The sequence below is a fragment of the Brevibacterium luteolum genome (genome assembly GCF_025147615.1).
GTDB lineage: Bacteria > Actinomycetota > Actinomycetes > Actinomycetales > Brevibacteriaceae > Brevibacterium > Brevibacterium luteolum.
This window is the reverse complement of sequence record NZ_JALXPM010000044.1, coordinates 1-23,655: the sequence shown is the minus strand read 5'-3', so window position 1 is coordinate 23,655 and position 23,655 is coordinate 1. Positions and strand designations below refer to the sequence as shown.

The following is a 23,655-nucleotide window of genomic DNA, read 5'->3' as shown; positions in this document are numbered from 1 at the left end:
ATACTCACAAAGGTAGGGTTCCAGCCCGCGGCGCCGGGGCGAAGCAGCAGCTTCGCCCCGGCGTCGTCTGTGTGCGCTGGCCGGGGCAGCACCGCCATCCGCTCGCCCGGTGCGCCTGAAGTGTGTGCCTGTCCCGAGTGCCCCGCCGGTGCGCCTGGACCCGGGTGCCCCTGCGCACCGCACCCGAGGCGGTGGTCGCCTGGGAGCGGTGCGGATGCTCTGCATGGGGTGCCGGGCCGGCTTTCCCAGCGGGAGCGTGGTGAGCCCTGTGAGGCTGTCTGGCACCGGTTCAACGACGACGAAAGCGGAGGGAGACGAGTCGGTCTCCCTCCGCTTCGCTCTGTGTGAGGCTCAGTCCTCGCGGGTGGCGGAGATCATCGCATCGCGGGCTGCGCGGCGTCGGCGCTGCTCGTTCGGATCGGGCACCGGCACGGCAGCGAGCAGGCGCTGCGTATACGGGTGGACCGGGCCGGCGACGATATCGCTGGAGTTGCCGACCTCGACGAGATAGCCGTGGCGCATGACCGCCACGCGGCGAGCCAGCATCTCGACGACGGCGAGGTCGTGGGAAATGAACAAGCAGGCGAACCCCTGCTCACGCTGCAGCTGCTGGAACAGCTCCAGCACCTTGGCCTGCACGGACACGTCGAGTGCCGATGTCGGCTCATCAGCGATGAGCAGCTTCGGCTGCAGGGCCAGTGCACGAGCGATGCCGATGCGCTGACGCTGACCGCCGGAGAGCTCATGCGGGTAGCGGTTGCGCATCGAGGTCGGCAGCTCGACGGAGTCGAGCAGTGCCTCCACACGCTGGTTGAGCGCTGGTCCCTTGAGCTTCTCGTGCAGGAAGATCGGCTCACCGATCGACTCGCCGACCGGCAGTCGCGGGTTGAGCGACGACCCCGGGTCCTGGAACACAATGCCGACGTCGCGGCGCAGCGGCCGCAGCTGCCGGTTGCTCATGTTCGTGATGTCGGTGCCGTTGATCTCCAGGGAGCCCTCGACAACCGGCAGCAGTCCGAGTGCGGCACGACCGATCGTCGTCTTGCCCGAACCCGATTCGCCGACCAGGCCGACGACCTCGCCGGGGGCCACTGACAGGTTGATGTCGTGGGCGGCGCGGAAGGCCGGCGTGCGGCCGATCTTCGGGTATTCGATCGCGGCGTTCGTGAGCTTGAGCGCCGGCGTCTCGGCCGGATCGAATCTCTCATCCGGGTGCGCGATCGTCTCAGTCGATTCCAGCGTGATGCCGGACGGCACCCAATCGCGGTCAGCCAGCTCCGGCGCGGCAGCCTCCTTGATGTCGTCGACGGAGTCGCCGAAGACACGCCCTTCCTTCTCACCCAGGTGCGGCACCGAGTCGAGCAGCTGCTTGGTATAGGGGTGCTGCGGGTTGTAGAAGATCTCATCGGCGGTGCCGGTTTCGACGACCCGTCCGCTCTTCATCACGAGGATGCGGTCGGCCATATCGGCGACGACCCCCATGTCGTGCGTGATGAGGATGATGCCGGAGTCGATCCGCTCACGCAGATCGCGCATGAGCTTGAGGATCTCGGCCTGCACCGTGACGTCGAGCGCAGTCGTCGGCTCATCGGCGATGAGCAGGCGCGGATCGCAGGCCAGGGCCTGGGCGATCATGATGCGCTGGCGCTGACCGCCCGAGAGCTGGTGCGGGAACGAGTTGAAACGCCGCTCCGGCTCCGGGATGTCAACGAGCCGCATAAGCTCCAGCGCCCGCTCCTTGGCGGCCGAGGGACCCATGTCGAAGTGGGTGCGCAGGGTCTCGACGATCTGGAAGCCGCAGGTGTAGACCGGGTTGAGCGCGGTCATCGGCTCCTGGAAGATCACCGAGATCTCCTTGCCGCGGATGCGCTGCATCTGTGCCATCGGCATGTCGACGAGCTCACGCCCGTCGAGCTTGGCGCTGCCGGTTGCCAGTCCGTTCTTGGGCAGCAGTCCGATGAGCGACATCGAGGACTGCGATTTGCCTGAGCCGGACTCGCCGACGATGGCGAGCACCTCACCGGGGTAGAGCTCGTAGTTCAGGCCCTCTGCGGCGGTGAACCATTCGCCGCCGACCCAGAAGTTCACTCCCAGGTCGGTGACGGACAGGATCGGCTCGCCGCCGGTGCGCTCGCGTCCCGTTCCCGAGGCGGGGGGTGCGCTCTGTGCGTCCGCAGCGGTGGGCTCAGCGCCGGTGGCGGCGGGTGAGCCGCCCGTCCGCCGCTGGGCAGGGGTGTTGGTGGTGTTCTCAGTCATATCCGCCCTCCTAGTGCCGCGGCTTGCCGTCGTGTTCGTCCCCAGTGTCGCCGGGGTCGTCATGGGTGTTGACGGTACCCGCTGGGCCGGGACGGTCCGATCCCTGTGATGGCGTGCCTTCTGCGAATGGCATGCCGGTAGCGCCGGCACCGGTGGTGACAGCGGCTGCTGCCTCCTCTTCGGTGCGCTCCGGCGTGCGGATCTGTGCCTTGAGCATCTCCTTCTTCGACGGGATGCGCTTCTGACGCGGGTCGAAGGCGTCGCGCAGGCCGTCGCCGATGAAGTTGACGCACAGCGCGATGATGATGATGAACAGACCCGGCCACCAGAACAGCCACGGACGGGTGGAGAAGGAGCTCTGGTACTCGTTGATGAGCTGGCCGAGCGAGACGTCCGGGGCGCTGACGCCGAAGCCCAGGAAGGACAGGGCGGTTTCGAGCACGATCGCCTGGCTCATGAGCAGCGTCGTGTTGACGATGATGACGCCCATCGCATTGGGAAGCATGTGCTTGAAGATGATGCGGAAGTCGCTGGCTCCGGCCACGCGTGCCGAGTCGACGAACTCGCGTTCGCGCAGCGACAGGAAATCACCGCGGACCAGACGCGCCAGACCCGGCCACAGGATGAGACCCAGGCAGATCGCCAGCAGCAGCGGTGAGGAGTACTTGCCGGCGAGCACACCGAGCACAGCGCCGACGACGATGACCGGCAGAGTGATGAACAGGTCGGTCAGACGCATGAGCACATCGTCGACGCGCTTGCGGTAATAGCCGGCCAGCGAACCGATGACCACACCGACGACAAGTGAGATCGCACCCATGACGAGCATCACCATGATCGAGATCTGGGTGCCCTTCATGACGCGGGCGAAGTTGTCCCGGCCGATGTCGTCCTGTCCGAACGGATGTTCTCCGAGGGAGAAGATGTTCGACAGCTGCCAGGTCGGCGCACCGCCGTTGAGCACGTCGTTGGTGTTGTAGTGGTTGAACTTCCACCAGCCCGGGATCGGGCCGAAGCCAACGGACGAGTACGCCAGGATCGCGATGAGCAGCACGACGGCGAGTCCGCTGAGCGCGCCTTTGTGCCGGATGAAGCGGCGCCAGACGATCTGGCCCTGCGACAGGCCGGCGGTCTCCTGGGCCTCGATGGCGTTGTCGCCTTCGAGGGCGTGTGTGTCCTCGTGCTTCGAGGGATCTGGAAGTGAGGTGGTCATGCGTTCACCCGAATCCTTGGGTCGAGGATGGCGTAGACGAAGTCGGCGACGATGTTCGCCACGACTGCGAGTATTCCGGTGATGAGGATGTAGGCCATCACGGGATCGATATCGGCCTTGCCGAGCGAGTCGACGAACATTCTGCCCATGCCTGCCCAGCCGAAGATCGTCTCGGTCAGCACAGCACCGCCGATGAGCGTGATGATGTCGACCGGCACGATCGAGGCCAGCGGCAGCAGCGCGTTGCGCAGTGCGTGGCGCATGATGACGGTGCGCTCAGTCAGGCCCTTGGCGCGGGCGGTGCGGATGTAGTCCTGGTTCATGACCTCCAGCATTGAACCGCGCGAGTAGCGGGTGTAGGTCGCGAACGAGATGAGCACGAGGGCGATTGACGGCAGCAGCAGGTGGGTGAAGCTGTCGACGGTTTGGTACCAGAAGTCACCCTGCATGCCCGGCGTCGCTGCGCCGATGGTGGCGATCGGCCTGCCGCGGATCTGGGGCAGGTTGGAGTAGCCGGCCCAGACCTGCATATTGCGGTCGATGAAGACGAGCAGGGAGGCGATGATCGCCACGATTGCGGCGGTGCGCGCCGAGGCGCTCTTGTCCGGTCCGCCCCATGCGTAGCCGACGCCGATGCCGATGGCGATCGCGACGACGAGCAGGCCGATGATGATGAACCAGTTGGCCGGGACGAAGTAGAAGAACCACTGCATCGCGTAGTAGAACACGCCGCCGAGCACAGCCGTGGTCAGTGCGGCGTAGAGTGCGCGCTTGTTGTGCAGTCCGGTCGACAGGTGGGTGACAAGCACGGCTGCCGCAAGTGACGTCACTGTCACGCCGATGAGTCCGATGCCCGGCTGCAGCAGCCAGTTGGTTCCGAACAGGAATGCCAGCAGGCCGAAGGTCACGATGGTGCCGGCTGCGAAGTTGATCATGCGCCGTCGGCTGGTGCCGCCCATGGCGCCCATCCAGAACGCGCCTGCGATGAGGGCGAGGACGGCGAGTGCCAGCCAGTTGACTTCGGGGTTGCGCAGGAAGTTGTTGAACTCGATGGCACCGTACTGCTTGAGGAGTACGGCCACCCAGAACACGGGCAGCGAGTAGAGCAGGAAGGTAATGAAGGTGATGGCGTAGTCGAAGCCGGTGTACTGGCGGATAGCCGAGATGAGGCCGACGGTGACGCCGAGGAGGATCGACACGAAGGTGGCGACGAAGACAAGCTTGACGGAGTTGATGATCGCGCCCTGGAGCATGCTCGTCACGGCCTGGCCCGAGAGCCACGAGGAACCGAGATCGCACTGGCCGATGAGGCAGCCAGCGGCGCCGGAGAGCCACCAGAAGTAACGGATAGGTGAGGGGACGTCGAGCTGGAGATTGCGGACGCGGTTCTCCATCAGCTGCGCCGCGTTCGGCGAGGTGGAGGTGCGCAGATCAGCGAGGGGATCGATCGCAAGGTCGATCAGGATGTACATCAGGAACGTCACGATGAGCATGACGAGTGCAGCCGATAAGAATCGCCTGGTGAGATATTTGATCATTGGTCTTCCCGTGAGGGTCGTGGAACAGGGTGAGGCGGGGGTGCCAGGTGCCGGCACCCCCGCCGGTTAGAGCTGAAGAGGTCTCAGTGAAGAGGACCTCTACCTCACATCTCCCACTCCCAGAAGTTCCAGAACATGGTCGGTGACACGGTCATCGGCTTCACGTTCTGCAGCTGATCGGAGTACGCAACGACCTCCGGGAACTGGAACAGCGTGAGGCCGAAGCCTTCATCGACCAGGATCTTCTCGACCTCGCCGAGAATCTCAGCCTGGCGTGCCGGGTCGGTCTCGGTCTGGAGCTCGTCGTAGAGCTTGTCGACTTCATCGTTGGCGAATCCGCCGAAGTTGTTCTGACCACCGGCGCGGAAGTTCGCGTCGGACTCAGTCACAGCGGTCGAGGTGGACTGCCAGCCGAACAGCGAAGCATCGTACTCACCGTTGCCCAGGTCCTCGGACCAGGTCTCGGAGGAGTTGTCGATGACCTCGAAGCCAGCCTTCTCAGCCGATTCCTTGATGAGCTGGAACTCCTGCTCACGACGGGCGTTGCCCTTCGCGTACAGCAGGCGGACCTTCGGAGCCTCATCGACGCCGGCCTCTTCAAGCATCTGCTTGGCCTTCTCGGCATCGCCTTCACCGTAGGTGTCCTCGATGCCCGAGCCCTGAACGATCGTGTCGTAGTCAGGCGAGCCCGGAACCTGGGTGAACGAGTTACGGATCTGAGCCTGATCGTTGAGCGGCTTGACGATGTCGTTGACGATCTTGCCGCGCGGGATCGACTGCAGGAAGGCTTCGCGGACCTGCTTGGCCTTCTCCTCATCGCCACCGTAGGAAGCCGGGTCGAACGGACCGTTGTTGTCGAAGGTCAGGTCGACGTGCTCGTAGGTCGCACCGTCGGCGGTCTTGTTCTCAACACCGTCGATGGCCTCGACGGCCTGGAGGACGTCAGCAGTCGACTGCGGGTTGATGAGCTGGACCTCGCCGTTCTCCAGTGCCTGAACGGCGGCCATCGGATCCTCGTTGTAGCGGACCGTGATCTTCGAGAGCTGCGGCTTGCGATCGCCCTCGTAGTCGTCACGTGCTTCGAGGGTCAGGTACTGACCTTCTTTGAAGTCGGTCATCTTCATCGGGCCGGTGCCGATGAGCAGATCCTCATCTTCCGGCATCGACGTCATGTTGTAGCCGGTGTTCCAGAACTCGGCGACCTTGGCCAGCTTCTCCTTGTCCTCGTTCTCGACTGCGTCGAGGGTGGCCTTTTTGCCTTCCTCGGCGTCACCGGTGTCGAGGGCGTTCTTGGCCACGATGTGTGCAGGCACGCCGGAGTCACCGATGGTGAGGTTGGTCTCCCAGTCGGCGAAGGGCTTCGTGTACTCGAAGGTGATCTCCTTGCCGTCCTCGGAGATCTCCGGGAAGTCCTTGATCAGTGCCAGGCCCGGCTCTGCGGCGTCGAAGAAGACATCGCCGCCGGCGTCCTCGACGACACCTTCGTCGTCGCGCTCTGCGTCCTCGGTGGTGTTGAAGTTGCCGCTCCGAGCAGCCCAGGCGAGCACGAGGTCCGCGGCGTCGACAGGGGTGCCGTCAGACCACTTGGCGTTGTCGCTGTAGGTGTACTTGACCTTGAGGGGATCCTCGGACACCTGCTCGACCGTGCCGAACGAGGTGTTGTCCTGCAGCTCCAGGTTCTCGTCGTAGTACTTGAACGCGTCGTTCATCATGTACACGACATTGGCGTTCGTGACGTTGTTGGTGGCGGAAGTGTTGTTGTTCATCGAGTAGAACGGCTGGTTCCACATCACGCTGACTTCGCCGCCACCGCCGTTGCCGCCGTCACCTCCGTTGCCGCCGTTACCACCGTCACCGGGCGGTGTGCACGCGGACAGCACCAGTGCTGACGCCGCCACACCGGCTGCTGCGGTGAGAATGCCTCTTTTCACGTCGTCTCCTTCTATCGGTAATCGCAATCTCACCTGACAGCATGACAATCATGGCTGCCAGGTGAGCACTTCATGAGTGAAGTGTGGATTGCAACCAAAGCTAGGCCACCGGAGCCTGTGACGGAGTCCACAATCCGGGAAATAACGCCTATCGTTACCGATTTGAGACGTCGATGAATGGTGGGGTGCATGTTGTGCAGATCACTGTATGAACTTGCATCGTCCGGCCCTTCCCGAGGCGGGTCTTCTGAGGTGCCGGCAGCGGGGTTCCGCGTGTCCTGCAAGCGCAGAACCGCGCTGGCTTTCGATTAGGGTGGAGGCCATGTTCTCGCTGCTGAATCGCCAGAGCTCCGGGCCACCGAGCTTCCCCGAGGAGGGCACTCTGCGCCCGGCCGGCTCCCGTGTCCTCGCCGGCACTGCCATCGGCGTCGCTGTTGTTGCAGCTGTGAGCATCGTCTACCAGTTCCCGCCGCTGACCGCCCTGGTGCTGATAGGTGTCCCCGCTTTCGGTGCAGCACTCATCTGGGCGCTGTACTGGCACCCGCGCGTCGACCTCTCCCCTGCCGGAATGACCTTCGTCAACATTCTGCGCACGACACCGATCCCCTGGCCGGCGGTTGATGAATTCGATCTGCGGTACGGGCTGGCCGTCACGACGCGCTGGGGGACGAACGAATCCGCGTGGGCGATGCCGCGGGCGATGAAGCGCGCTGTTCCGACCTCCCGGCAGATGCCGCCGAGTGCCTCGGCTGGGGCGCGTGCACGCGACAACGCGAATCCGCTCATCATCGCGGTCGTCGACTACCACGCCGAGTTAAAGCAGAGAGGATTCCTCACCGATCCGGTGCTCGAAGACACGGCGCCGCAGCGTCGGTGGAACACCGGTGTCGTCGCCGCGCTGCTGCTGACCGCTGCGTGGGCGGCAGCGGCGGTCATCTACCTGCAGGTGCGCTGAGCGTCACCAGCCGCGCTCGCGCCACTGAGGGATCTGCGGGCGCTCGGCACCGATCGTGGTCGCATCACCGTGGCCGGGCAGCACGTGGGCCTCGTCGCCGAACTGCCCGAAGATCCGCTCCTCGAGGTCGTCCATAAGCGAGGCGAAGTCCTCGCTGCTCCATGTCTTGCCCGGGCCGCCCGGGAACAGGCTGTCGCCGGAGAAGATGACGGCCTCTCCCCCGGAGTCGCGCAGCACATACGCGACAGATCCGGGTGTGTGCCCGCGCAGCTCGATGACCTCGAGCTCGAAGCCGTCGAAGGACAGGGTCTCACCATGGGCGACCGGTTGGTCGATGGTCTGGCCGGACTCCTCGGTGATCGCCTCGGCGTCATTGACGCCGGCGACGGTGCGGGCGTCGTAGCGCTCGGTGATCGGCTTGAGGGCGCGGACGTGGTCCCAGTGCCGGTGGGTGGTGAGCACATCGGTGACGTGGGCGGCATCGGCGGGCCCCGCCTCGGCGCCGGCGTCGACGAGCGATTCGATGGCCTCGACGTCGTCAGCGGCATCGATGATGACCTGCTGGCCGGTCGTGGCCGAGGTAAGCAGGTAGACGTTGTTGCTCATCTCCGACACGGCGATCGAGCGGAGGGAAACATCGGTGAGCTGCAGGTCCATGGCGATCTCCTCTTCTCCGGTGTGCCGCCAGCGGCTGCCAGCGGCGGCTCCGGTTCCAGCCTAACGGGAACGGTGTCCGCCGCACACGGGTCTCACTGGATGTGCGAGCCCTGCCGGGTGGTGGCGCCGGTGCTATGGTGGCGGGCAGGCACCGACAGTGCCAGCGGACGAGGGAGCCGTACCCGCCGAGCGCAAAGACGGCCGCTTTCTCATCATGTACTGGACTGTTCTCATCTCATCCGGCACGTTCGAGGCGATGTGGGCGTTCGCCCTGGCCGCCCGCCATCTGCGCATCGTGCCGCGTCTGACTCTCTTCATCATCGGAACCATCGTCTCTATGGGCGGCCTGGCGTGGGGTCTGCAGGAGGTTCCTGTCGGCTCCGGCTACGCCGTCTGGGTGGCCGTCGGCGCGATCACCACGCTGGCGCTCGGCGCGCTGCGCGGGACTGAACGGCTGAATCTGGTGCGCATCGCCTGTGTCGCAGCGATCATCGCCGGTGTCGTCGGACTGCAGGTGCTGTCATGACGAAGTACTGGCTGGCACTCATCTTCTCCGGCATGGCCGAGGCGGTCTGGGCGGGCATGCTGGCCGCCGGTGTGCTGCACCCCGGACGCGGAGCGCTCTTCCTCATAGGCCTCGCGGCATCGCTGACCGGCCTTGCCTATGCGATGCGGGCGATCCCGATGGGCACCGCCTATGCGATCTGGACCGGAGTCGGCGCAGGGACGACCGCTGCCTGGTCCGCAGTCCTCGGCGAGGAGTTCGGGCCCGGCAAGATCGCCTGTCTGGTCCTCATCATCGCCGGTGTCGCCGGGCTGCAGCTCACCGCTGATATGGCCGACGACGCCGGTACGGAGAAGGCAGCGTCGCAGTCTTAGGACTGTCGACTCACCACTTGCCGCGGGTGTACTGCGGCGGGTACGGAGCGTCGCGCCAGTTGAGGCCCAGGGCGTGAGCGGCCCGCTGCGGCCAAGCCGGTTCGCGCAGGCCGGCCCGGGCCAGCAACACGACATCGGCATCACCGGAGACGAGGACGCCTTCGGCCTGGGCGGGTTCGGTGATGAGCCCGACGGCACCGGTGGTGACACCGGCGGCGGCGATCTCGGCGGCCAGCGGCACCTGATAGGACGGGCCGACGGGGATGTCGGCGATGACGTTTCCGCCGGAGGACACGTCAATGAGGTCGGCACCGGCGTCCTGCAGGGCAATGGAGACCTCGGTCGCCTCGGCGATGTCGAAGCCGCCGTCGGTCCATTCGCTGGCCGAGATCCGCACGAGCACCGGCTTGTCTTCCGGGAAGGCCTCGCGCACAGCGGTGTAGACCTCCATGAGCAGCCGCGAGCGGCCAGCAAGGTCACCGCCGTACTCGTCGTCGCGGACGTTGGACAGCGGTGAGAGGAATGAATGGAGCAGGTAGCCGTGGGCGGCGTGGATCTCGACGGTGTCGAAACCGGACTTATCCGCCCGGCGGGCGGCAGCCGCAAAAGCCTCGACCACCTCGGCGATGGCCTCGCGGCTCAGCGCGGCGGGCTCTGCCAGCTCTTCGAATGCGAGGGGCGAGGGCCCGACCGTCGCCCAGCCGCCCTCTGCCTCGGGGACGGAGCCGGACGGTTCGCCGACGAACGGACGGTAGGTGCTGGCCTTGCGGCCGGCGTGGGCGAGCTGCATGCCGATCGCTGCACCCTGGCTGTGGGCGAAGTCGACGATCGGAGCCCAGGCCTCGGCGTGGGCATCGGACCAGATGCCTGCGTCCTGCGGTGAGATCCGCCCTTCGGGCAGCACAGCAGCGGCTTCGGTGAGGATGAGCCCGAACCCGCCGGTGGCGCGGGCCCCGAGGTGCACGAGGTGCCAGTGACCGGGCATGCCGTCGCGGTTCTCGCAGGAGTACTGGCACATCGGTGCCAGCCAGACGCGATTGCGGACGGTGAGTCCGCGCAGGGTGATCGGTTCGAAGAGTTTCGCCATGTCCTCAGCCTAACTGCTGGTCAGCAGGCTGAGGGCATGACGGTCCTCACGCTCACAGCGCGATCGAGAAGACTCCCACCGCGATCGTCATGGTGACGATCGAGATGATGACGATGCCGATGACGTTGAGCACCGCGCCGCCCTTGACCATGTCGGCGATGCGCACATAGCCCGAGCCGTAGGCCACCGCGTTGGGCGGGGTGGCGACCGGCAGCATGAACGCACAGGTGGCGGCCAGTGCGACTGGGATCGTCAGCAGCAGCGGGTCGTAACCCAGGCCCATCGCGACACCGGCGACGACCGGGATGAACGTCGCGGCGGTGGCGGTGTTCGAGGTGATCTCGGTGAGGAAGATGATGCCGGTGGTGAGGATGACCACGAGCGCGACCAGCGGCATCCAGTCCAGCGCCTGGACCGATTCGCCGATCCAGTCGGTCAGCCCGGTCTTGGTGAACTGGTCCGACAGCGCCAGGCCGCCGCCGAAGAGCAGCAGCACGCCCCACGGCAGTTCGACGGCTGATTCCCAGTCGAGCAGCCGGACGCCGCGGGCGTGGCCGGCGGGCATGAAGAACAGCAGCAGGCCGATGGTCATGGCGATGCCGGCGTCGTCGATCGGCGGGTCTTCGAAGATGATCGGGAGCGCGATCCACGACACAGCAGCGAGCACGAAGAGGGTGAGGACACGCCATTCGCCCTGGGAGACCGGTCCGAGCTTGTCCATCTCCGCCCGGATGAGGTCGCGGCCGCCGGGGATCCGGTCGATCTCGGGTTTGAAGAACATCTTGGTGAGCACGAACCAGGCGGCGACGAGCATGACGATCGCCACCGGGGTGCCGACGAGCATCCACTGGCCGAACTGGATGTTGATGCCCTGGTTCTCGCGCAGGTAGCCGACCAGCAGGGTGTTCGGCGGGGTGCCGATGATCGTGGCGACCGAGCCGATCGAGGCGGCATAGGCGATGCCGAGCATGAGTGCGGTCCCGAAGCGCGACTGCAGGATGCCGTCGGTGCCGGTCGCGTCGTCATCGGCCTTCTCGGAGTCTTCGAGCGTGTCATCACCGGTCTTCGACATCGCCTCGTTGACGAGCACGAGGACGGACAGGCCGATGGGCAGCATGAGCACGGCGGTGGCGGTGTTCGACACCCACATCGACAGGAACGCGGTGGCGATCATGAAGCCGGCGATGAGTGCGCCGGTGCGCTCGCCCATGAACGACAGGATGATGAGGGCGATGCGCCGGTGGAGGTTCCAGCGCTGCATCGCCAGGGCGATGAGGAACCCGCCCATGAACAGGAAGATCGTGTCGGAGCCGTATTTCGCGCCGACTGAGGAGACGGTCACCGGGGCCTCTTCGGTGCCTTCGATGAGGAGGGGGAAGACGACGAGCGGGACGAGTGCGGTGGCCGGGATCGGCAGCGCCTCGGTCATCCACCACACTGCCATGAGGCTGGCTGTGGCGGCGGTGACGCGGGCGCCGTGGGGCACGTCCTCGGGCATGACGAACCAGATGATGGCGGCGAGCACGAGCCCTCCGATGATGCCGATCCAGCGGGTGTAGTTCGTCGATGTCGAAAACGGTTCCGCCCGCTCACCGGGTGAGAGCATATTCTTCTCGCTGCTGCCGGTGGACGGCAGCGGCGAGTAGTGGGAGGCGTGTTCGCCAGCTGGTCTGTTCTCGGACATCGGACTCATTCCCTCAGATCGATGGGGGCAGTGGACAGGCGGATGGATGGGGCGGGTGGACGGGGTGTGTCAGCTGCGGTTCTCGGTGCGGGAGAAGAAGGCGGTCAGCGCATCGCAGACGAGGTCGGGGTGTTCGGCGACGACGATGTGGGCGGCATCCGGGATGACGGTCGCTTCACCTGCCTCGACCTGTTCGGCCAGGGCGCGCATGGACTCCGGTGGGTTGCCGATGTCCTGGGCGCCGGCGACGAAGAGGATCGGGATGGAGATGTCGGAGATCCGGTCGGTGAGGTCGAAGCGCGACAGCGCCTGGCAGCAGGCGATGTAGCCGGCGTCAGGGACGTTGCCGAGCATCTCGCAGACCATCGGGCCTGCCGGGTTGTCCTCGTCGAGGAAGCCGGCGGCGAACCAGCGGTCGGCGGTGTCGGGGATGAGGCTGCGGGTGCCGTGAGCCCGGACGGCGGCGATGCGCGCGTCCCAGGACTCGGCGTCGCCGAACTTCGGGGCCGCGCACAGAGCGGCTGCGGCGGTGACCCGGTCGGGGTGGTCGAGGGCCAGCTGCATGGCCACTCCGCCGCTGATCGACAGGCCGGCGTAGAGGAAGGTCTCAGCGCCGATCGCATCGGCGATGGCGATGACACCAGCGGCGATGTCGGTCAGAGTGAGGTCGGCGAGCTGGGCTTCAAGATCGTCTGCAGTGTGACTGGCGGGGTCGTGGCCGGGCAGGTCGAAGGTGACGATGCGGTAGTCATCGGCCATCCGGTAGGCCACACCTGCCCAGAGTTCGCGGGTGGTGCCCAGCGCGTTGCCGAGGATGAGGACGGGAGCGTCGGGGCCGGGATCGTGGACGATCGAGTAGGACAGCAGCGGGATCGTCATGGTCGAACCTCCTCCTTCACACGGAACGTTCGGCTTCCACCATAGTGAAGGCGCTCACGCACCGATACCGCAGGGCGCAGGCGTGTCCGGATCGTTAGGCGTCGCCGAGGCGGCGGCCGGCTCAGCGCGGCGCGCCGAGCACTCCCCCGGACCGGGTGAGATAGCAGTTGGCGCACAGCGACTCGTAGGTGACGTCCATGCCGTCGATGGCGACCTGGTCGCCGGAGAAGACGAACTCGCCATCAACCTGGCGGCCGTTGAACATCGCCTTGCGCCCGCACCGGCAGATCGTTTTGAGCTCCTCGAGCGTGTGGGCGATCTCCAGCAGCCTCGCTGAGCCGGGGAAGGCCCGTGTCTGGAAGTCGGTGCGGATGCCGTAGGCCATGACCGGCACGTTGCGCAGGGTCGCGATCCGCAGGCAGTCATCGACCTGGCTGTCGGTGAGGAACTGGGCTTCGTCGATGAGCAGGCAGGCGACCGGCTGGACGGGCATCTCCAGGCTCTCGATGAGCGCATCGTGGTCGACGTAGCCGGCGGTGTCGGCAAAGATCTGCTCGACATCGGCATCAGCGTCGATGAGGAAGTCGACGGTGCGGGTGACGCCTAAGCGGGAGACGATCTCGTCAGCGCCCTTCGTGTCGATGCGCGGCTTGGCCAGCAGCACCCGCTGGCCGCGCTCCTCATAGTTGTAGGCCGCCTGCAGCAGGGCGGTGGACTTGCCCGAATTCATGGCGCCGTAGCGGAAGTACAGCTTCGCCATCGCGGTCTCCTCCCCTGTGCTGGCTCTCAGCCGTCACCGGATCTTCCCTGGTGGCGGCAGGGTCGCGTGGACCCCGCGCAACAGGATAGTACGAACCGGTAGCCGGCCGGCGGGGCGTGTGCGATCGCACTCGCATCATGCCCGAGGGGGTTAGGCCGCCGCCAGGGACGCTGAGTAGACTGACAGAGATAACCCCTAGCGATCTGGAGACGTCACTGACCATGTCAAAGATCATCTATACGCATACCGATGAAGCGCCGATGCTGGCGACGTACTCGTTCAAGCCGATCCTCGAAGCCTTCGCCACCACCGCCGGCGTCGAGGTCGAGACCCGTGACATCTCACTGGCTGGCCGCATCATCGCCCTCTTCGGCGACTACCTCACCGAAGAGCAGAAGGCTCCCGATGCTCTCGCTGAGCTCGGTGAGCTGGCCAAGCAGCCTGAGGCCAACATCATCAAGCTGCCGAACATCTCCGCCTCGGTCCCGCAGCTCAAGGCCGCGATCGCTGAGCTGCAGGAGAAGGGCTACAAGCTCCCGGACTACCCGGAGGAGCCGGCGACGGATGAGGAGAAGGACGTCCGCGCGCGCTACGACAAGGTCAAGGGCTCAGCCGTGAACCCGGTGCTGCGCGAGGGCAACTCCGATCGCCGCGCACCGGAGGCAGTGAAGAACTACGCCAAGAAGCACCCCCACTCGATGGGCGAATGGTCGGCTGACTCGAAGACCGCGGTTGCCACGATGGGCAAGGACGACTTCCGCTCCAATGAGCAGTCCGTTATCGCCGAGCAGGACGACACCTTCACGATCCGCCTGCGCACCGCCTCGGGAACCGAGACCCTCAAGGAGGTTCCGGTGCTCGCCGGCGAGGTCGTCGACGCGACCTTCCTCAAGGCCTCGGCGCTCGATGCGTTCCTCAGCGACCAGATCGCCCGCGCCAAGGACGAGGGTGTGCTGTTCTCCGTGCACCTCAAGGCGACGATGATGAAGGTCTCCGACCCGATCATCTTCGGCCACGTCGTCGAGGCGTTCTTCCCCGAGGTGTTCCGCACCTACGGGGAGCAGCTGGCCAAGGCCGGCCTGAGCCCCAACGACGGGCTCGGCGCGATCCTCTCCGGACTCGACGATGTCCCGGCAGACGTCGCCGACGGTGTCCGCGCAGGCATTGAGAAGGGCCTGGCTGAAGGCCCGGAGATGGCGATGGTCAACTCCGATAAGGGCATCACCAACCTGCACGTGCCCAGCGACGTCATCGTCGACGCGTCGATGCCGGCGATGATCCGCATCGGCGGCAAGATGTGGGGACCCGACGGTGAAGAAGCCGACACGCTGGCCGTCATCCCCGACTCCTCCTACGCTGGCGTCTACCAGGCAGTCGTCGAGGACTGCAAGGCCAACGGCGCCTACGATCCGGCCACCATGGGCTCGGTGCCCAATGTCGGTCTCATGGCCCAGAAGGCCGAGGAGTACGGCAGCCACGACAAGACCTTCGAGATCAGCGAAGCCGGCACCGTCGAGGTCGTCGACTCCTCCGGCACCGTGCTCATGAGCCACGACGTCGAGGCCGGTGACATCTGGCGGGCCTGCCAGACGAAGGACGAGCCGATCCGCGACTGGGTCAAGCTCGCCGTCACCCGCGCCCGGATCTCCGACACCCCGGCCGTGTTCTGGCTCGATGAGTCGCGTGCGCATGACCGCAACCTTATCGAGAAGGTCAAGCAGTACCTGCCCGAGCACGACACCGACGGCCTCGACATCCAGATCATGGATCCGGTCGCGGCAACCAAGCACTCGCTTAAGCGCATCCGCAACGGCCAGGACACCATCTCGGTGACCGGCAACGTGCTGCGTGACTACAACACCGACCTGTTCCCGATCCTCGAGCTCGGCACCTCGGCAAAGATGCTCTCGGTCGTTCCGCTCATCGCAGGCGGCGGCCTGTTCGAGACCGGAGCCGGAGGCTCGGCACCGAAGCACGTCCAGCAGCTGCTGGAGGAGAACCACCTGCGCTGGGACTCCCTCGGTGAGTTCCTCGCCACTGCCGAGAGCTTCCGCCACCTCAACCGCAGTGCGGGCAATGAGCGCGCCGGTGTGCTGGCATCGACCCTGGACAAGGCGACCGAGACCTATCTCAACGAGAACCAGTCGCCGTCGCGCAAGGTCGGCGAGCGGGATTCGCGCGGCAGCCACTTCCACCTGGCCCTGTACTGGGCTGAGGAGCTGGCCAAGCAGACCGAGGACGCTGAGCTGGCTGAGGCGTTCAAGCAGATCGCCGGTCAGCTGCGCGAGAACGTCGACACGATCGATGAGGAGCTGCTCGCCGTGCAGGGCGATTCCGCCGACATCGGCGGCTACTACCTGCCCGAGGACAAGAAGGCCTCGGCTGTCATGCGTCCGTCGAAGACTCTCAACGAGATCATGAAGACGCTGGAGAAGAAGGACGTCTGATCCTCTGATCCTCAGCGACAACAGCTGGGCCCGGAACCGATCGGTTCCGGGCCCTGCTGTTCTCAGCGCTCAGATCTGTCAGAGGTAGCGCTTGGCGCCGGCGAACTGGCCGGAGCGATCCCACTTCTTCCAGTCGACGATCTCGACGTTCTTCGAGGCGTTCGGGGCGTGGATCATCTTCCCGCCGCCGATGTACATGCCGACATGGTGGACCGATCCCTTGCCGCCGCGATTGGCGAAGAAGATGAGGTCGCCATGCTGCAGCTGCGAGGCCTTCACGCTCTTGCCGGCCTTCGACTGCGGGCCGGAGTCGCGCGGGATGTCGATGCCGTGGGAGCGGAAGACTGCATAGGTGAAACCGGAGCAGTCGAAGCCGTACTGGGACGTGCCAGCCCACATGTACCGGATGCCCTCATACCGTTTGGCCGTGGCGGTCAGATCGGTCGGCTTGGGCTTCGGGGCGCCGGTGCCGGACGCCTGCAGGCGCACGTCAGCGGACTTGACCCAGCCGGTGGTGCCGTTGGGCAGGCGCACGCGCACGGCATCATCGCTGCGGGTGAGCACCGGCAGTTCGGTGTTCGTCGACACGGCCTTCATCGCCTTGCCGCCCGGGGCGTCGCTGACAGCGGTCTTGACCGCCTTGACGACGGCGAGCTCGCCTGTACCGCGCAGCTTGCCGAAGTCCGGGTTGCCGACGAGCTGGGCGCGCGGCATCCAGCCCTCATAGCCGTGCTTGGCGCCGGGGTCGGACTGCGAGCGCACGGCGACCTTCGCCCAGTCCTTCGTAAGCGACAGGACACGGACTTCGTCGCCGTAGAGCGCCTGGGTCTGTGTCTTGCCGGTCAGTCCGCGGCGCACCTCGGTGTCCTTGAGGTTGGCGTTCCACTCATCGAGCTTCACTGGGTTGGCCAGCGCCGGCTGGTCGACCTTGCGCGGGCTGGAGGAATCGGTCCAGACCGTGGCAACGGCGACGTCGACGAAGGCCGGTTTGCCCTCGTGCAGCCCGGAGCCGGGCTTGAGCGGCGGATCGGCGGCCGGGTTGGTGTCGATGACGTGGCCGGTGAGCGGATCGACTTCGATCTGCTTGATCGGCGGGCGCGGCAGCAGATCGTGACCGATCTGCGGAGGATCGGCCAGCGGGTTGGCCGCGGCGGGACCGGCCACGCCGGTGAGCCCGGCGGCTGTGAGAACGGCTGCGGCGAGGACGGTGCGGTACCGTCGGCGCAGCGGGGCATGGGTCGTGCGAGACATGGATGTCCTTCCAGTGACCTGGTGGGAAGTGGGACACGAATGCGATCTCACCGTAGCCAAAACCCGATTGCCGGTGAAAAGATCCACCCGCCGGGTCGTCGATCGTCACGCAATCGTGATATAGGCGCGCTGTCCAGCCCCTCCCGCTTCACACGTGAGCGACTGTAAGCTGTGTCACATGAACGCGCTGCCCGTGTCCGGAAACATCCTTCCCCTCAGTCGCGCTGTCGGCCGCCGCTGCGATGACATCGCCGTCCTCTCCGCCATGCTCGTCGTCGGGGAGAATCCGCTGCGCACGGAATCCGATGACTGCGTGTGGTGGACCTTCGTCAACTCCGGTGTCGAGTTCCTCTTCGCCTACGGCACGCTGGCCGAGGTGGAGCTGCGCCTCGTTTACGACCGCACCGGTTCCTTCAACGGCATCGTCGTGCCCTCCTGGCTCGTCGAGTCGTGGTGGTGCCGGCCGAATGCCGCGCAGGTGCACAAGACGTTCGGCGCCCCGCAGCGGGTCCACGCCCTGTTCGAGGACAACACGGCCGGCGCCGAGGTGTTCAACCTGGAGATGACCGAGATCCGCACCGAATACGACGTCAATGGCGGGCTGTGCTCCGTCTCGCTGACCGCCGCCTGATCCGAAGGAGCAGCTTGACTATGCGCATCACCCTGCGCACCGGAGACATCACCGCCGAGACCTGCGAAGCGATCGTCAATGCCGCCAACTCCTCCCTGCTCGGCGGCGGCGGAGTCGACGGCGCGATCCACCGGGCAGCCGGACCGGACCTGCTCGAAGAGTGCCGGAAAGTCCGTGCCGAGCAGCTGCCCGACGGCCTGCCGGCCGGCCTGGCGGTCGCGACTCCGGCCGGAAACCTGTCTGCTGACTGGGTCATCCACACCGTCGGCCCGAACCGGCACGCCGGCCAGACCGATCCCGAGGTGCTCGTCTCCTGCTATGCGGAGAGCCTGAGAGAGGCGCAGCGTATGGGAGCCAGGACGGTGGCGTTTCCGGCGATCGGCGCCGGGGTCTACGGCTGGTCGGCTTCCGAGACCGCTGAGGCCGCCGGGCAGGCATGCTCCGCCCATGGCTGGGAGGGCATCGACGAGGTGCGCTTCGTGCTCTTCTCCCCTGACATCCACGCAGCCTTCGCCCAGGTGTTCACTGAGGCTGACGGCTGAGTAAGAGGATGTAGCCAGAGACCACCTGTGATTCCAAGCCGTGGTCGGCTGCTTCACGTCGGTAGTCCTCGTTCATCAGCGGAGCGGTGATCTCCCGCGGTTCGGTCGCGACCTGCCGCAGCACCGCACCGGCGGCATCACGTTGGGTGTAAGTCACCTGCATGTGCCCGTTCGCGCGCCGGTACTCCCCGGTGACAGTGTGCGCACCGACAGTGATGTCCTCGATGAAGACCTGCGGAGCGTCTGGCGCGGTCTGCGCGTCAGCGTCTTCCGGGTCGTCTGCGTGCGGGGACCCGGCGGTGATGAGTGCGATGCCGGAATCGGTCAGCGACTCTGCGATGAGCTGCCACCGCAGACCCCGGGCATCGGCGTCGAGGATGCCGAGCACATGGGCGACGAGGATGACCGGCACACTGCCGGGAGCCGGCAGCTGGGTGCGCAGCTCTTCTGCGTGCTCGGCTGCGACCGGCAGCGGGATGACGGTGACGCGCTCACGCATCCTCGCATCAGCCCCGAGCCGGCCGAAGAGCACGGCGCGCATGATCGCATCAGGTTCGCACGCGATGAGATCGGCGTGCGGGAACCGCTCATGCAGGCGCGTGATGCCGATGCCCGACCCGGCCCTGAACTCAACGATCGGACCCGCCGAGGTGCCCAGCGCCTCGGCGACGGCGGGCCCGATGTGGGCCATGAGCCGCTGCCAGGCGGCACCCATGAGCAGCTCGTGGTACTCGGCCACGCCGGCAAACCAGGTGTCATCCATGGCGGTCATCCTAGGTGCGCAGGCGCCGCCGGCACGAAGCGCTGGGCGCTTATGCGTCCTGAGAGCGTGCTGCGATGTCGGGGCTGACCTCGGAGGTCATCGTCACCGGTGCGCCGTTCTCGATCGTGCGCGAGACGGTGCAGTAGCGGTCGTGGGAGAGCTTGAGCAGCCGTTCGACCATCTTCGCCGACTGCCGGCCGGCCTGATCATCGGGGAAGGCGAGGTCGAAGTGCAGCCGGATGTCGTCGAGCCGGGAGGCCTCGTCGTCTTCGACGATCTTCTCGCCGGTGGCGGTGATGTCGAAGCGTTCGGGTTCGGTGCGGCGGGTGGTGACGGTGTCGAGGTCGATGGCCGAGCAGCCGGCGGTGGCCGCCAGCAGCAGCTCGACGGGGGTCATGAGGCCCTCGCCGCGGCCGAACTCGATCTCCGCACCCGAGGCGGTGCGCGCCCGGTAGTGGTTCTCCGTGATCCTTGTCACCTCGACGCGGCGCTGTGCCCCGCCGCCGGTGGTCTCCTGTGCAGTCATGGCCTCATCCTCCCACCAGCGGCGATGCCATGTACAGCGCGGCCGGGCCGCTGTCGCCCGTGGTGATGAGGGCGTTCGGGTCAGCGGCTGGAGGGTGTGCGCGAGGCGACAAGGTTCGTTGGCGCGAGCTGTGTCACAGGAGTAGAGTGTCGGCGGCCTTCAGCACTGCCCCGGCACCTGCCGGCCCCTGGTCTGAAGGCAGCGACCGAGTGACAAGGACTAAGGATATGACTGGCTCGTCTCCCACGGACGCCTCGGCTCTGAGCGCTGAGGACATGCGCAACGACACTCGCTTCTTCGGCCATCCGCTGCCGCTCATGCAGCTCTTCGGCCTCGAGATGTGGGAGCGCTTCTCCTACTACGGCATGACCGGCATCCTGGTCCTCTACCTGTACTTCGCCACCACCGACGGCGGCATCGGCATGGACCAGCCGACGGCATTCGCGATCGTCGGCGCCTACGGCGGTGCCGTCTTCCTCGCCACCGTCGGCGGCGCATGGCTGGCCGACCGGGTGTTCGGCGCAGAACCGGTGCTGTTCTGGTCTGCCGTCATCATCATGTGCGGTCACATCGCCCTCGGCCTGCTGCCGGGCATCGGCGGCGTGGCACTCGGCCTCATCCTCGTCGCGCTCGGATCCGGCGGCCTCAAGGCCACCGCCAGTGCGATCGTCGGCACGCTCTACACCGAGAAGGACACCCGCCGTGAGGCCGGGTTCTCACTGTTCTACATGGGCATCAACATCGGCGCCCTGCTCGGCCCGCTGGTGACCGGCTGGCTGCAGAAGGACATCGGCTTCCACATCGGCTTCGGCGCTGCCGCGGTCGGCATGGCCATCGGCCTGGCGCTCTACCTCACCGGCCGGAAGAACCTTCCGGCATCGGCGAAGGTCGTCGTCAACCCGCTGCCTGCCGGTGCACGCTGGAAGTTCGGTGCCGGTGCTCTCGGTGTCGTCGCCGCCATCGCCGCGCTGTGGATGACCGGCGCGATGAACGCCGACAACCTCGCGATGTGGACGACCATCGTGTGCCTCGTCGCAGCGATCGCCTACTTCACTGTCATCCTGCGCTCCAACGAGATCACCGACGTCGAGCGCTCCCGCACGCTGTCGTTCATCCCGTTCGTGCTGGCCACCGTCGCGTTCTGGTCGCTGTACCAGCAGATCTTCAACGCCCTGACCGGCTACTCCGATACGCAGATGAACCGCAACATCTTCGGCTGGGAGATGCCGATCTCGTGGATCACCCTGATCCCGGCGTTCTTCGTCATCGCCCTGGCCCCGGTGTTCTCCGCCATCTGGCTCAAGCTCGGCGACCGGCAGCCGGCCACCCCGGTCAAGGCAGGCCTGTCCCTGCTCATCATCGGCGGGGCCTACCTGCTGTTCCTGCCCTATGCTCACGCGCAGAACAACACCGTCCCACTGCTGTGGGTCGTGTTCATCCTCGCGCTCTTCGTCGCCGCCGAGCTGCTCATCTCTCCCATCGGCCTGTCGGTGGCCACCCGCCTGTCGCCGAAGGTGTTCACCTCGCAGATGATCGCGCTGTACTTCCTCGGCTCCGGTGTCGGCACCTCGCTGTCCGGCGTGTTCGCCAAGTACTACGACGCCGACAACCAGGTGCCGTACTGGACGACGCTGGGCCTGGCCTCGATCGTCGCCGGTCTCCTCGTGCTCATGACCGCCAAGCCGGTCATCAAGCTCATGCGCGGAGTCAAGTGACCCTGCCGATGAGCGCCGCGTCAGCGCCGGTGGGCCGTAAGATGTCAGCTATGACAGCACGCACCCACCTTCGCCGGCCGGCCAGCCCGGCCACCGCCTCGGCGACGGGAATCAGGACGTTCGGAGCCGACCGATGAGCGGCGGCATCGTCGCCCTGCTCGACGACATCGCTGCGATGGCGCGCATGGCAGCTGCCAGCGCCGATGACGTCGCCGCCGCGACCGCCCGGGCCAGTGCGAAGGCCGCCGGCGTCGTCGTCGACGATGCCGCGGTCACCCCGCAGTACGTCCATGGCGTCTCACCGGCCCGTGAGCTGCCGATCATCTGGAAGATCACCCTCGGTTCGCTGCGCAACAAGCTGCTCATCATCCTGCCCGCAGCGCTGCTGCTCAGCCAGTTCCTGCCGTGGGTGCTCACCCCGCTGCTCATGATCGGCGGCTGCTATCTGTGCTTCGAAGGCGCAGAGAAGGTCTGGGAGAAGATCCGCGGCCACCACGCCGAGAAGGGCGAGCCGACCCAGCTGCAGGGCGAGAAGAGCGAGAAGCAGGTCGTCACCGGCGCGGTGCGCACCGACTTCATCCTCTCGACCGAGATCATGGTCATCTCCCTCAACGAGGTCGCCAGCGAACCGATCCTCAACCGCACGATCATCCTCATCGCCGTCGCCATCGGCATCACCGTCCTCGTCTACGGCGTCGTCGCGCTGCTGGTGAAGATGGACGACATCGGCCTGGCGATGACCCAGAAGGACTCTGCCGGCACGCAGAAGTTCGGCCACTTCCTCGTCGCGGCGATGCCGCGGGTGCTCGATGCGATCTCGATCATCGGCACGTTTGCGATGCTGTGGGTCGGCGGGCACATCCTGCTCGTCGGCACCAAGGACCTCGGCTGGGACGGCCTCTACAGCGTCGTCCACCACCTCGAAGGCTACGGCGCTGCTGTGCCGGCAGTCGGCGCGGTGCTCGGCTGGCTCATCAACACGATCTGCTCGCTCATCCTCGGTCTCATCGTCGGACTCATCATCGTCGGCATCATGCACCTGCTGCCCTTCGGCCACGGCAAGAAGGACGACACGCACAACGCCGCGGCAGGTGCGCCGGCGAGCACCGGCTCCGCTCCCGGAGCGCCGTCCGGCACTGACACTGCAGGCGGCTCCCATGCCGCCGGCGACGGACCGGGGGCGGCAGACGAGTCCCGCTGAGATCTGCCCGCCCATGAACTAGGGTGGATGCATGAGCGATCTCGAGTTCTTCGACACCACCGGCATCGACCGCGTCCTCGGCGTCGTCGCCCACCCCGATGACATGGAGTACGGCGCCTCGTGCGCTGTCGCGGCCTGGACGGCGGCCGGGATCGACGTCTCTTATCTGCTGCTGACCGCCGGGGAGGCCGGCATCCGCACCATGGACCCGGCAGAGGTCGCACCTTTGCGCCGCCGCGAGCAGGAGGCCGCCTGCGCCGAGGTGGGAGTCGAGTCGCTGACGATCCTCGACTTCCCCGATGGTCTCGTCGAGGCCGACCATGCGCTGCGCAAGGCGATCACCCGGCAGATCCGCACCTACCGCCCGCAGGCGATCATCACCCTGCCGTGGAAGCTGGAGGTCAGCTTCGGACTCAACCACGTCGACCACCGCAATGTCGGCCTGGCCGTCATCGATGCGATCCGCGATGCCGACAATCCGTGGATCTTCCCCGAGCTGCAGACCGAAGAGGGCCTGGAGGCGTGGAAGACCGACTGGCTGCTCGTCTCCGGGGACGAGCCGACCTGCGCGGTCGAGGTCACCGGGGAGCCGCTGGAGCGCGGCATCGCCTCGCTGTCAGCCCACGAAGTCTACCTTGAGGCTCTGCCCGGCCATCCGGCCCCGCGCGAGATGCTCGAGGGCATGACGACGGCCGCCGGTGAGCGCGCCGGGGTGGCCAACGCGGTGGGCTTCCGCGCCA

The 23,655-nt window shown here is 66.3% G+C and carries 21 protein-coding genes and 1 riboswitch; of the genes, 9 read left to right on the top strand and 12 right to left on the bottom strand.

Annotated elements, in window-relative coordinates; translation table 11 throughout:
• Positions 1 to 351 precede the first annotated feature (351 nt).
• The 4 genes from M3C25_RS10695 to M3C25_RS10680 all read right to left on the bottom strand — a co-directional run bounded on the left by M3C25_RS10695 (position 352) and on the right by M3C25_RS10680 (position 6,938).
• The gene (locus M3C25_RS10695) at positions 352 to 2,256 is read right to left on the bottom strand and encodes an ABC transporter ATP-binding protein (protein WP_259856544.1); all 1,905 of its coding nucleotides are present in this window, start codon (positions 2,254 to 2,256) and stop codon (positions 352 to 354) included.
• Between the two features lie 10 nt (positions 2,257 to 2,266).
• On the bottom strand, positions 2,267 to 3,469 hold the full coding sequence (locus M3C25_RS10690) for an ABC transporter permease (protein WP_259856536.1): 1,203 nt from the start codon (positions 3,467 to 3,469) through the stop codon (positions 2,267 to 2,269).
• Positions 3,466 to 5,007 carry an ABC transporter permease gene (locus tag M3C25_RS10685; protein ID WP_259856534.1) on the bottom strand — a complete coding sequence of 514 codons (1,542 nt, stop codon included), beginning with the start codon at positions 5,005 to 5,007 and terminating at the stop codon, positions 3,466 to 3,468. Before M3C25_RS10685 ends, M3C25_RS10690 begins: the two co-directional genes overlap by 4 nt.
• Before the next feature lie 104 nt (positions 5,008 to 5,111).
• A complete protein-coding gene (locus M3C25_RS10680) occupies positions 5,112 to 6,938 on the bottom strand; it encodes an ABC transporter family substrate-binding protein (RefSeq protein WP_259856532.1) in 1,827 nt (608 codons plus the stop codon).
• Positions 6,939 to 7,260: 322 nt separating this feature from the next.
• Between M3C25_RS10680 and M3C25_RS10675 the strand changes: the two genes are divergently transcribed.
• On the top strand, positions 7,261 to 7,893 hold the full coding sequence (locus M3C25_RS10675) for a PH domain-containing protein (protein WP_180964804.1): 633 nt from the start codon (positions 7,261 to 7,263) through the stop codon (positions 7,891 to 7,893).
• A gap of 3 nt (positions 7,894 to 7,896) precedes the next feature.
• On the opposite strand, the gene M3C25_RS10670 is transcribed toward M3C25_RS10675, so the two are convergent.
• On the bottom strand, positions 7,897 to 8,550 hold the full coding sequence (locus tag M3C25_RS10670; protein ID WP_259836256.1) for an MBL fold metallo-hydrolase: 654 nt from the start codon (positions 8,548 to 8,550) through the stop codon (positions 7,897 to 7,899).
• Positions 8,551 to 8,692: 142 nt separating this feature from the next.
• A riboswitch (guanidine-III (ykkC-III) riboswitch) is annotated at positions 8,693 to 8,758 on the top strand.
• Between the two features lie 6 nt (positions 8,759 to 8,764).
• On the opposite strand from M3C25_RS10670, the gene M3C25_RS10665 reads away from it, so the two are divergent.
• Together M3C25_RS10665 and M3C25_RS10660 are read left to right on the top strand one after the other, a co-directional pair.
• Positions 8,765 to 9,076: a DMT family transporter gene (locus tag M3C25_RS10665; RefSeq protein ID WP_102162808.1), complete on the top strand. Its 312-nt coding sequence runs from the start codon at positions 8,765 to 8,767 to the stop codon at positions 9,074 to 9,076.
• Entirely contained in the window at positions 9,073 to 9,429 is a 357-nt protein-coding gene (locus tag M3C25_RS10660) for a DMT family transporter (protein WP_259856530.1), read from the top strand. The genes M3C25_RS10665 and M3C25_RS10660 overlap by 4 nt, the downstream gene beginning before the upstream one ends.
• A 10-nt stretch (positions 9,430 to 9,439) precedes the next feature.
• Here the strand turns inward: M3C25_RS10660 and M3C25_RS10655 are convergent, their stop codons facing one another.
• The 4 genes from M3C25_RS10655 to M3C25_RS10640 all read right to left on the bottom strand — a co-directional run bounded on the left by M3C25_RS10655 (position 9,440) and on the right by M3C25_RS10640 (position 13,839).
• On the bottom strand, positions 9,440 to 10,516 hold the full coding sequence (locus tag M3C25_RS10655) for an NADH:flavin oxidoreductase/NADH oxidase (RefSeq protein WP_259845104.1): 1,077 nt from the start codon (positions 10,514 to 10,516) through the stop codon (positions 9,440 to 9,442).
• 52 nt (positions 10,517 to 10,568) lie between these two features.
• Complete coding sequence (locus M3C25_RS10650) at positions 10,569 to 12,200, bottom strand: SLC13 family permease (protein WP_375545124.1); 1,632 nt, start codon at positions 12,198 to 12,200, stop codon at positions 10,569 to 10,571.
• Between the two features lie 69 nt (positions 12,201 to 12,269).
• Entirely contained in the window at positions 12,270 to 13,079 is an 810-nt protein-coding gene (locus M3C25_RS10645; RefSeq protein WP_259856521.1) for an alpha/beta fold hydrolase, read from the bottom strand.
• A 121-nt stretch (positions 13,080 to 13,200) separates the two neighbouring features.
• Complete coding sequence (locus M3C25_RS10640) at positions 13,201 to 13,839, bottom strand: thymidine kinase (protein ID WP_102162739.1); 639 nt, start codon at positions 13,837 to 13,839, stop codon at positions 13,201 to 13,203.
• A gap of 221 nt (positions 13,840 to 14,060) precedes the next feature.
• On the opposite strand from M3C25_RS10640, the gene M3C25_RS10635 reads away from it, so the two are divergent.
• Positions 14,061 to 16,286 carry an NADP-dependent isocitrate dehydrogenase gene (locus M3C25_RS10635; protein ID WP_259856512.1) on the top strand — a complete coding sequence of 742 codons (2,226 nt, stop codon included), beginning with the start codon at positions 14,061 to 14,063 and terminating at the stop codon, positions 16,284 to 16,286.
• Positions 16,287 to 16,364: 78 nt separating this feature from the next.
• On the opposite strand, the gene M3C25_RS10630 is transcribed toward M3C25_RS10635, so the two are convergent.
• Entirely contained in the window at positions 16,365 to 17,537 is a 1,173-nt protein-coding gene (locus tag M3C25_RS10630) for a C40 family peptidase (RefSeq protein ID WP_259856510.1), read from the bottom strand.
• 178 nt (positions 17,538 to 17,715) lie between these two features.
• Between M3C25_RS10630 and M3C25_RS10625 the strand changes: the two genes are divergently transcribed.
• Both M3C25_RS10625 and M3C25_RS10620 read left to right on the top strand, forming a co-directional pair.
• The gene (locus M3C25_RS10625) at positions 17,716 to 18,168 is read left to right on the top strand and encodes a DUF6392 family protein (RefSeq protein ID WP_259845114.1); all 453 of its coding nucleotides are present in this window, start codon (positions 17,716 to 17,718) and stop codon (positions 18,166 to 18,168) included.
• Between the two features lie 20 nt (positions 18,169 to 18,188).
• Positions 18,189 to 18,710, top strand: a complete 522-nt coding sequence (locus M3C25_RS10620) for an O-acetyl-ADP-ribose deacetylase (protein ID WP_259856547.1) — start codon at positions 18,189 to 18,191, stop codon at positions 18,708 to 18,710.
• On the opposite strand, the gene M3C25_RS10615 is transcribed toward M3C25_RS10620, so the two are convergent.
• A complete protein-coding gene (locus M3C25_RS10615) occupies positions 18,691 to 19,473 on the bottom strand; it encodes a hypothetical protein (protein ID WP_259856509.1) in 783 nt (260 codons plus the stop codon). The two genes, M3C25_RS10620 and M3C25_RS10615, sit on opposite strands and share 20 nt — an antisense overlap.
• A gap of 49 nt (positions 19,474 to 19,522) precedes the next feature.
• Positions 19,523 to 19,999, bottom strand: coding sequence for an OsmC family protein (locus M3C25_RS10610; protein ID WP_217005428.1), 477 nt, complete (start codon positions 19,997 to 19,999; stop codon positions 19,523 to 19,525).
• A gap of 227 nt (positions 20,000 to 20,226) precedes the next feature.
• Between M3C25_RS10610 and M3C25_RS10605 the strand changes: the two genes are divergently transcribed.
• The 3 genes from M3C25_RS10605 to M3C25_RS10595 all read left to right on the top strand — a co-directional run.
• Positions 20,227 to 21,714 (top strand): peptide MFS transporter, encoded by a 1,488-nt coding sequence (locus M3C25_RS10605; RefSeq protein WP_259856507.1) that lies wholly within the window; start codon positions 20,227 to 20,229, stop codon positions 21,712 to 21,714.
• A 133-nt stretch (positions 21,715 to 21,847) separates the two neighbouring features.
• Positions 21,848 to 22,915: a DUF808 domain-containing protein gene (locus M3C25_RS10600; RefSeq protein ID WP_259845119.1), complete on the top strand. Its 1,068-nt coding sequence runs from the start codon at positions 21,848 to 21,850 to the stop codon at positions 22,913 to 22,915.
• A gap of 31 nt (positions 22,916 to 22,946) precedes the next feature.
• The coding region (locus M3C25_RS10595) for a PIG-L deacetylase family protein (protein ID WP_259856497.1) at positions 22,947 to 23,655 on the top strand (709 nt) is incomplete at its 3' end.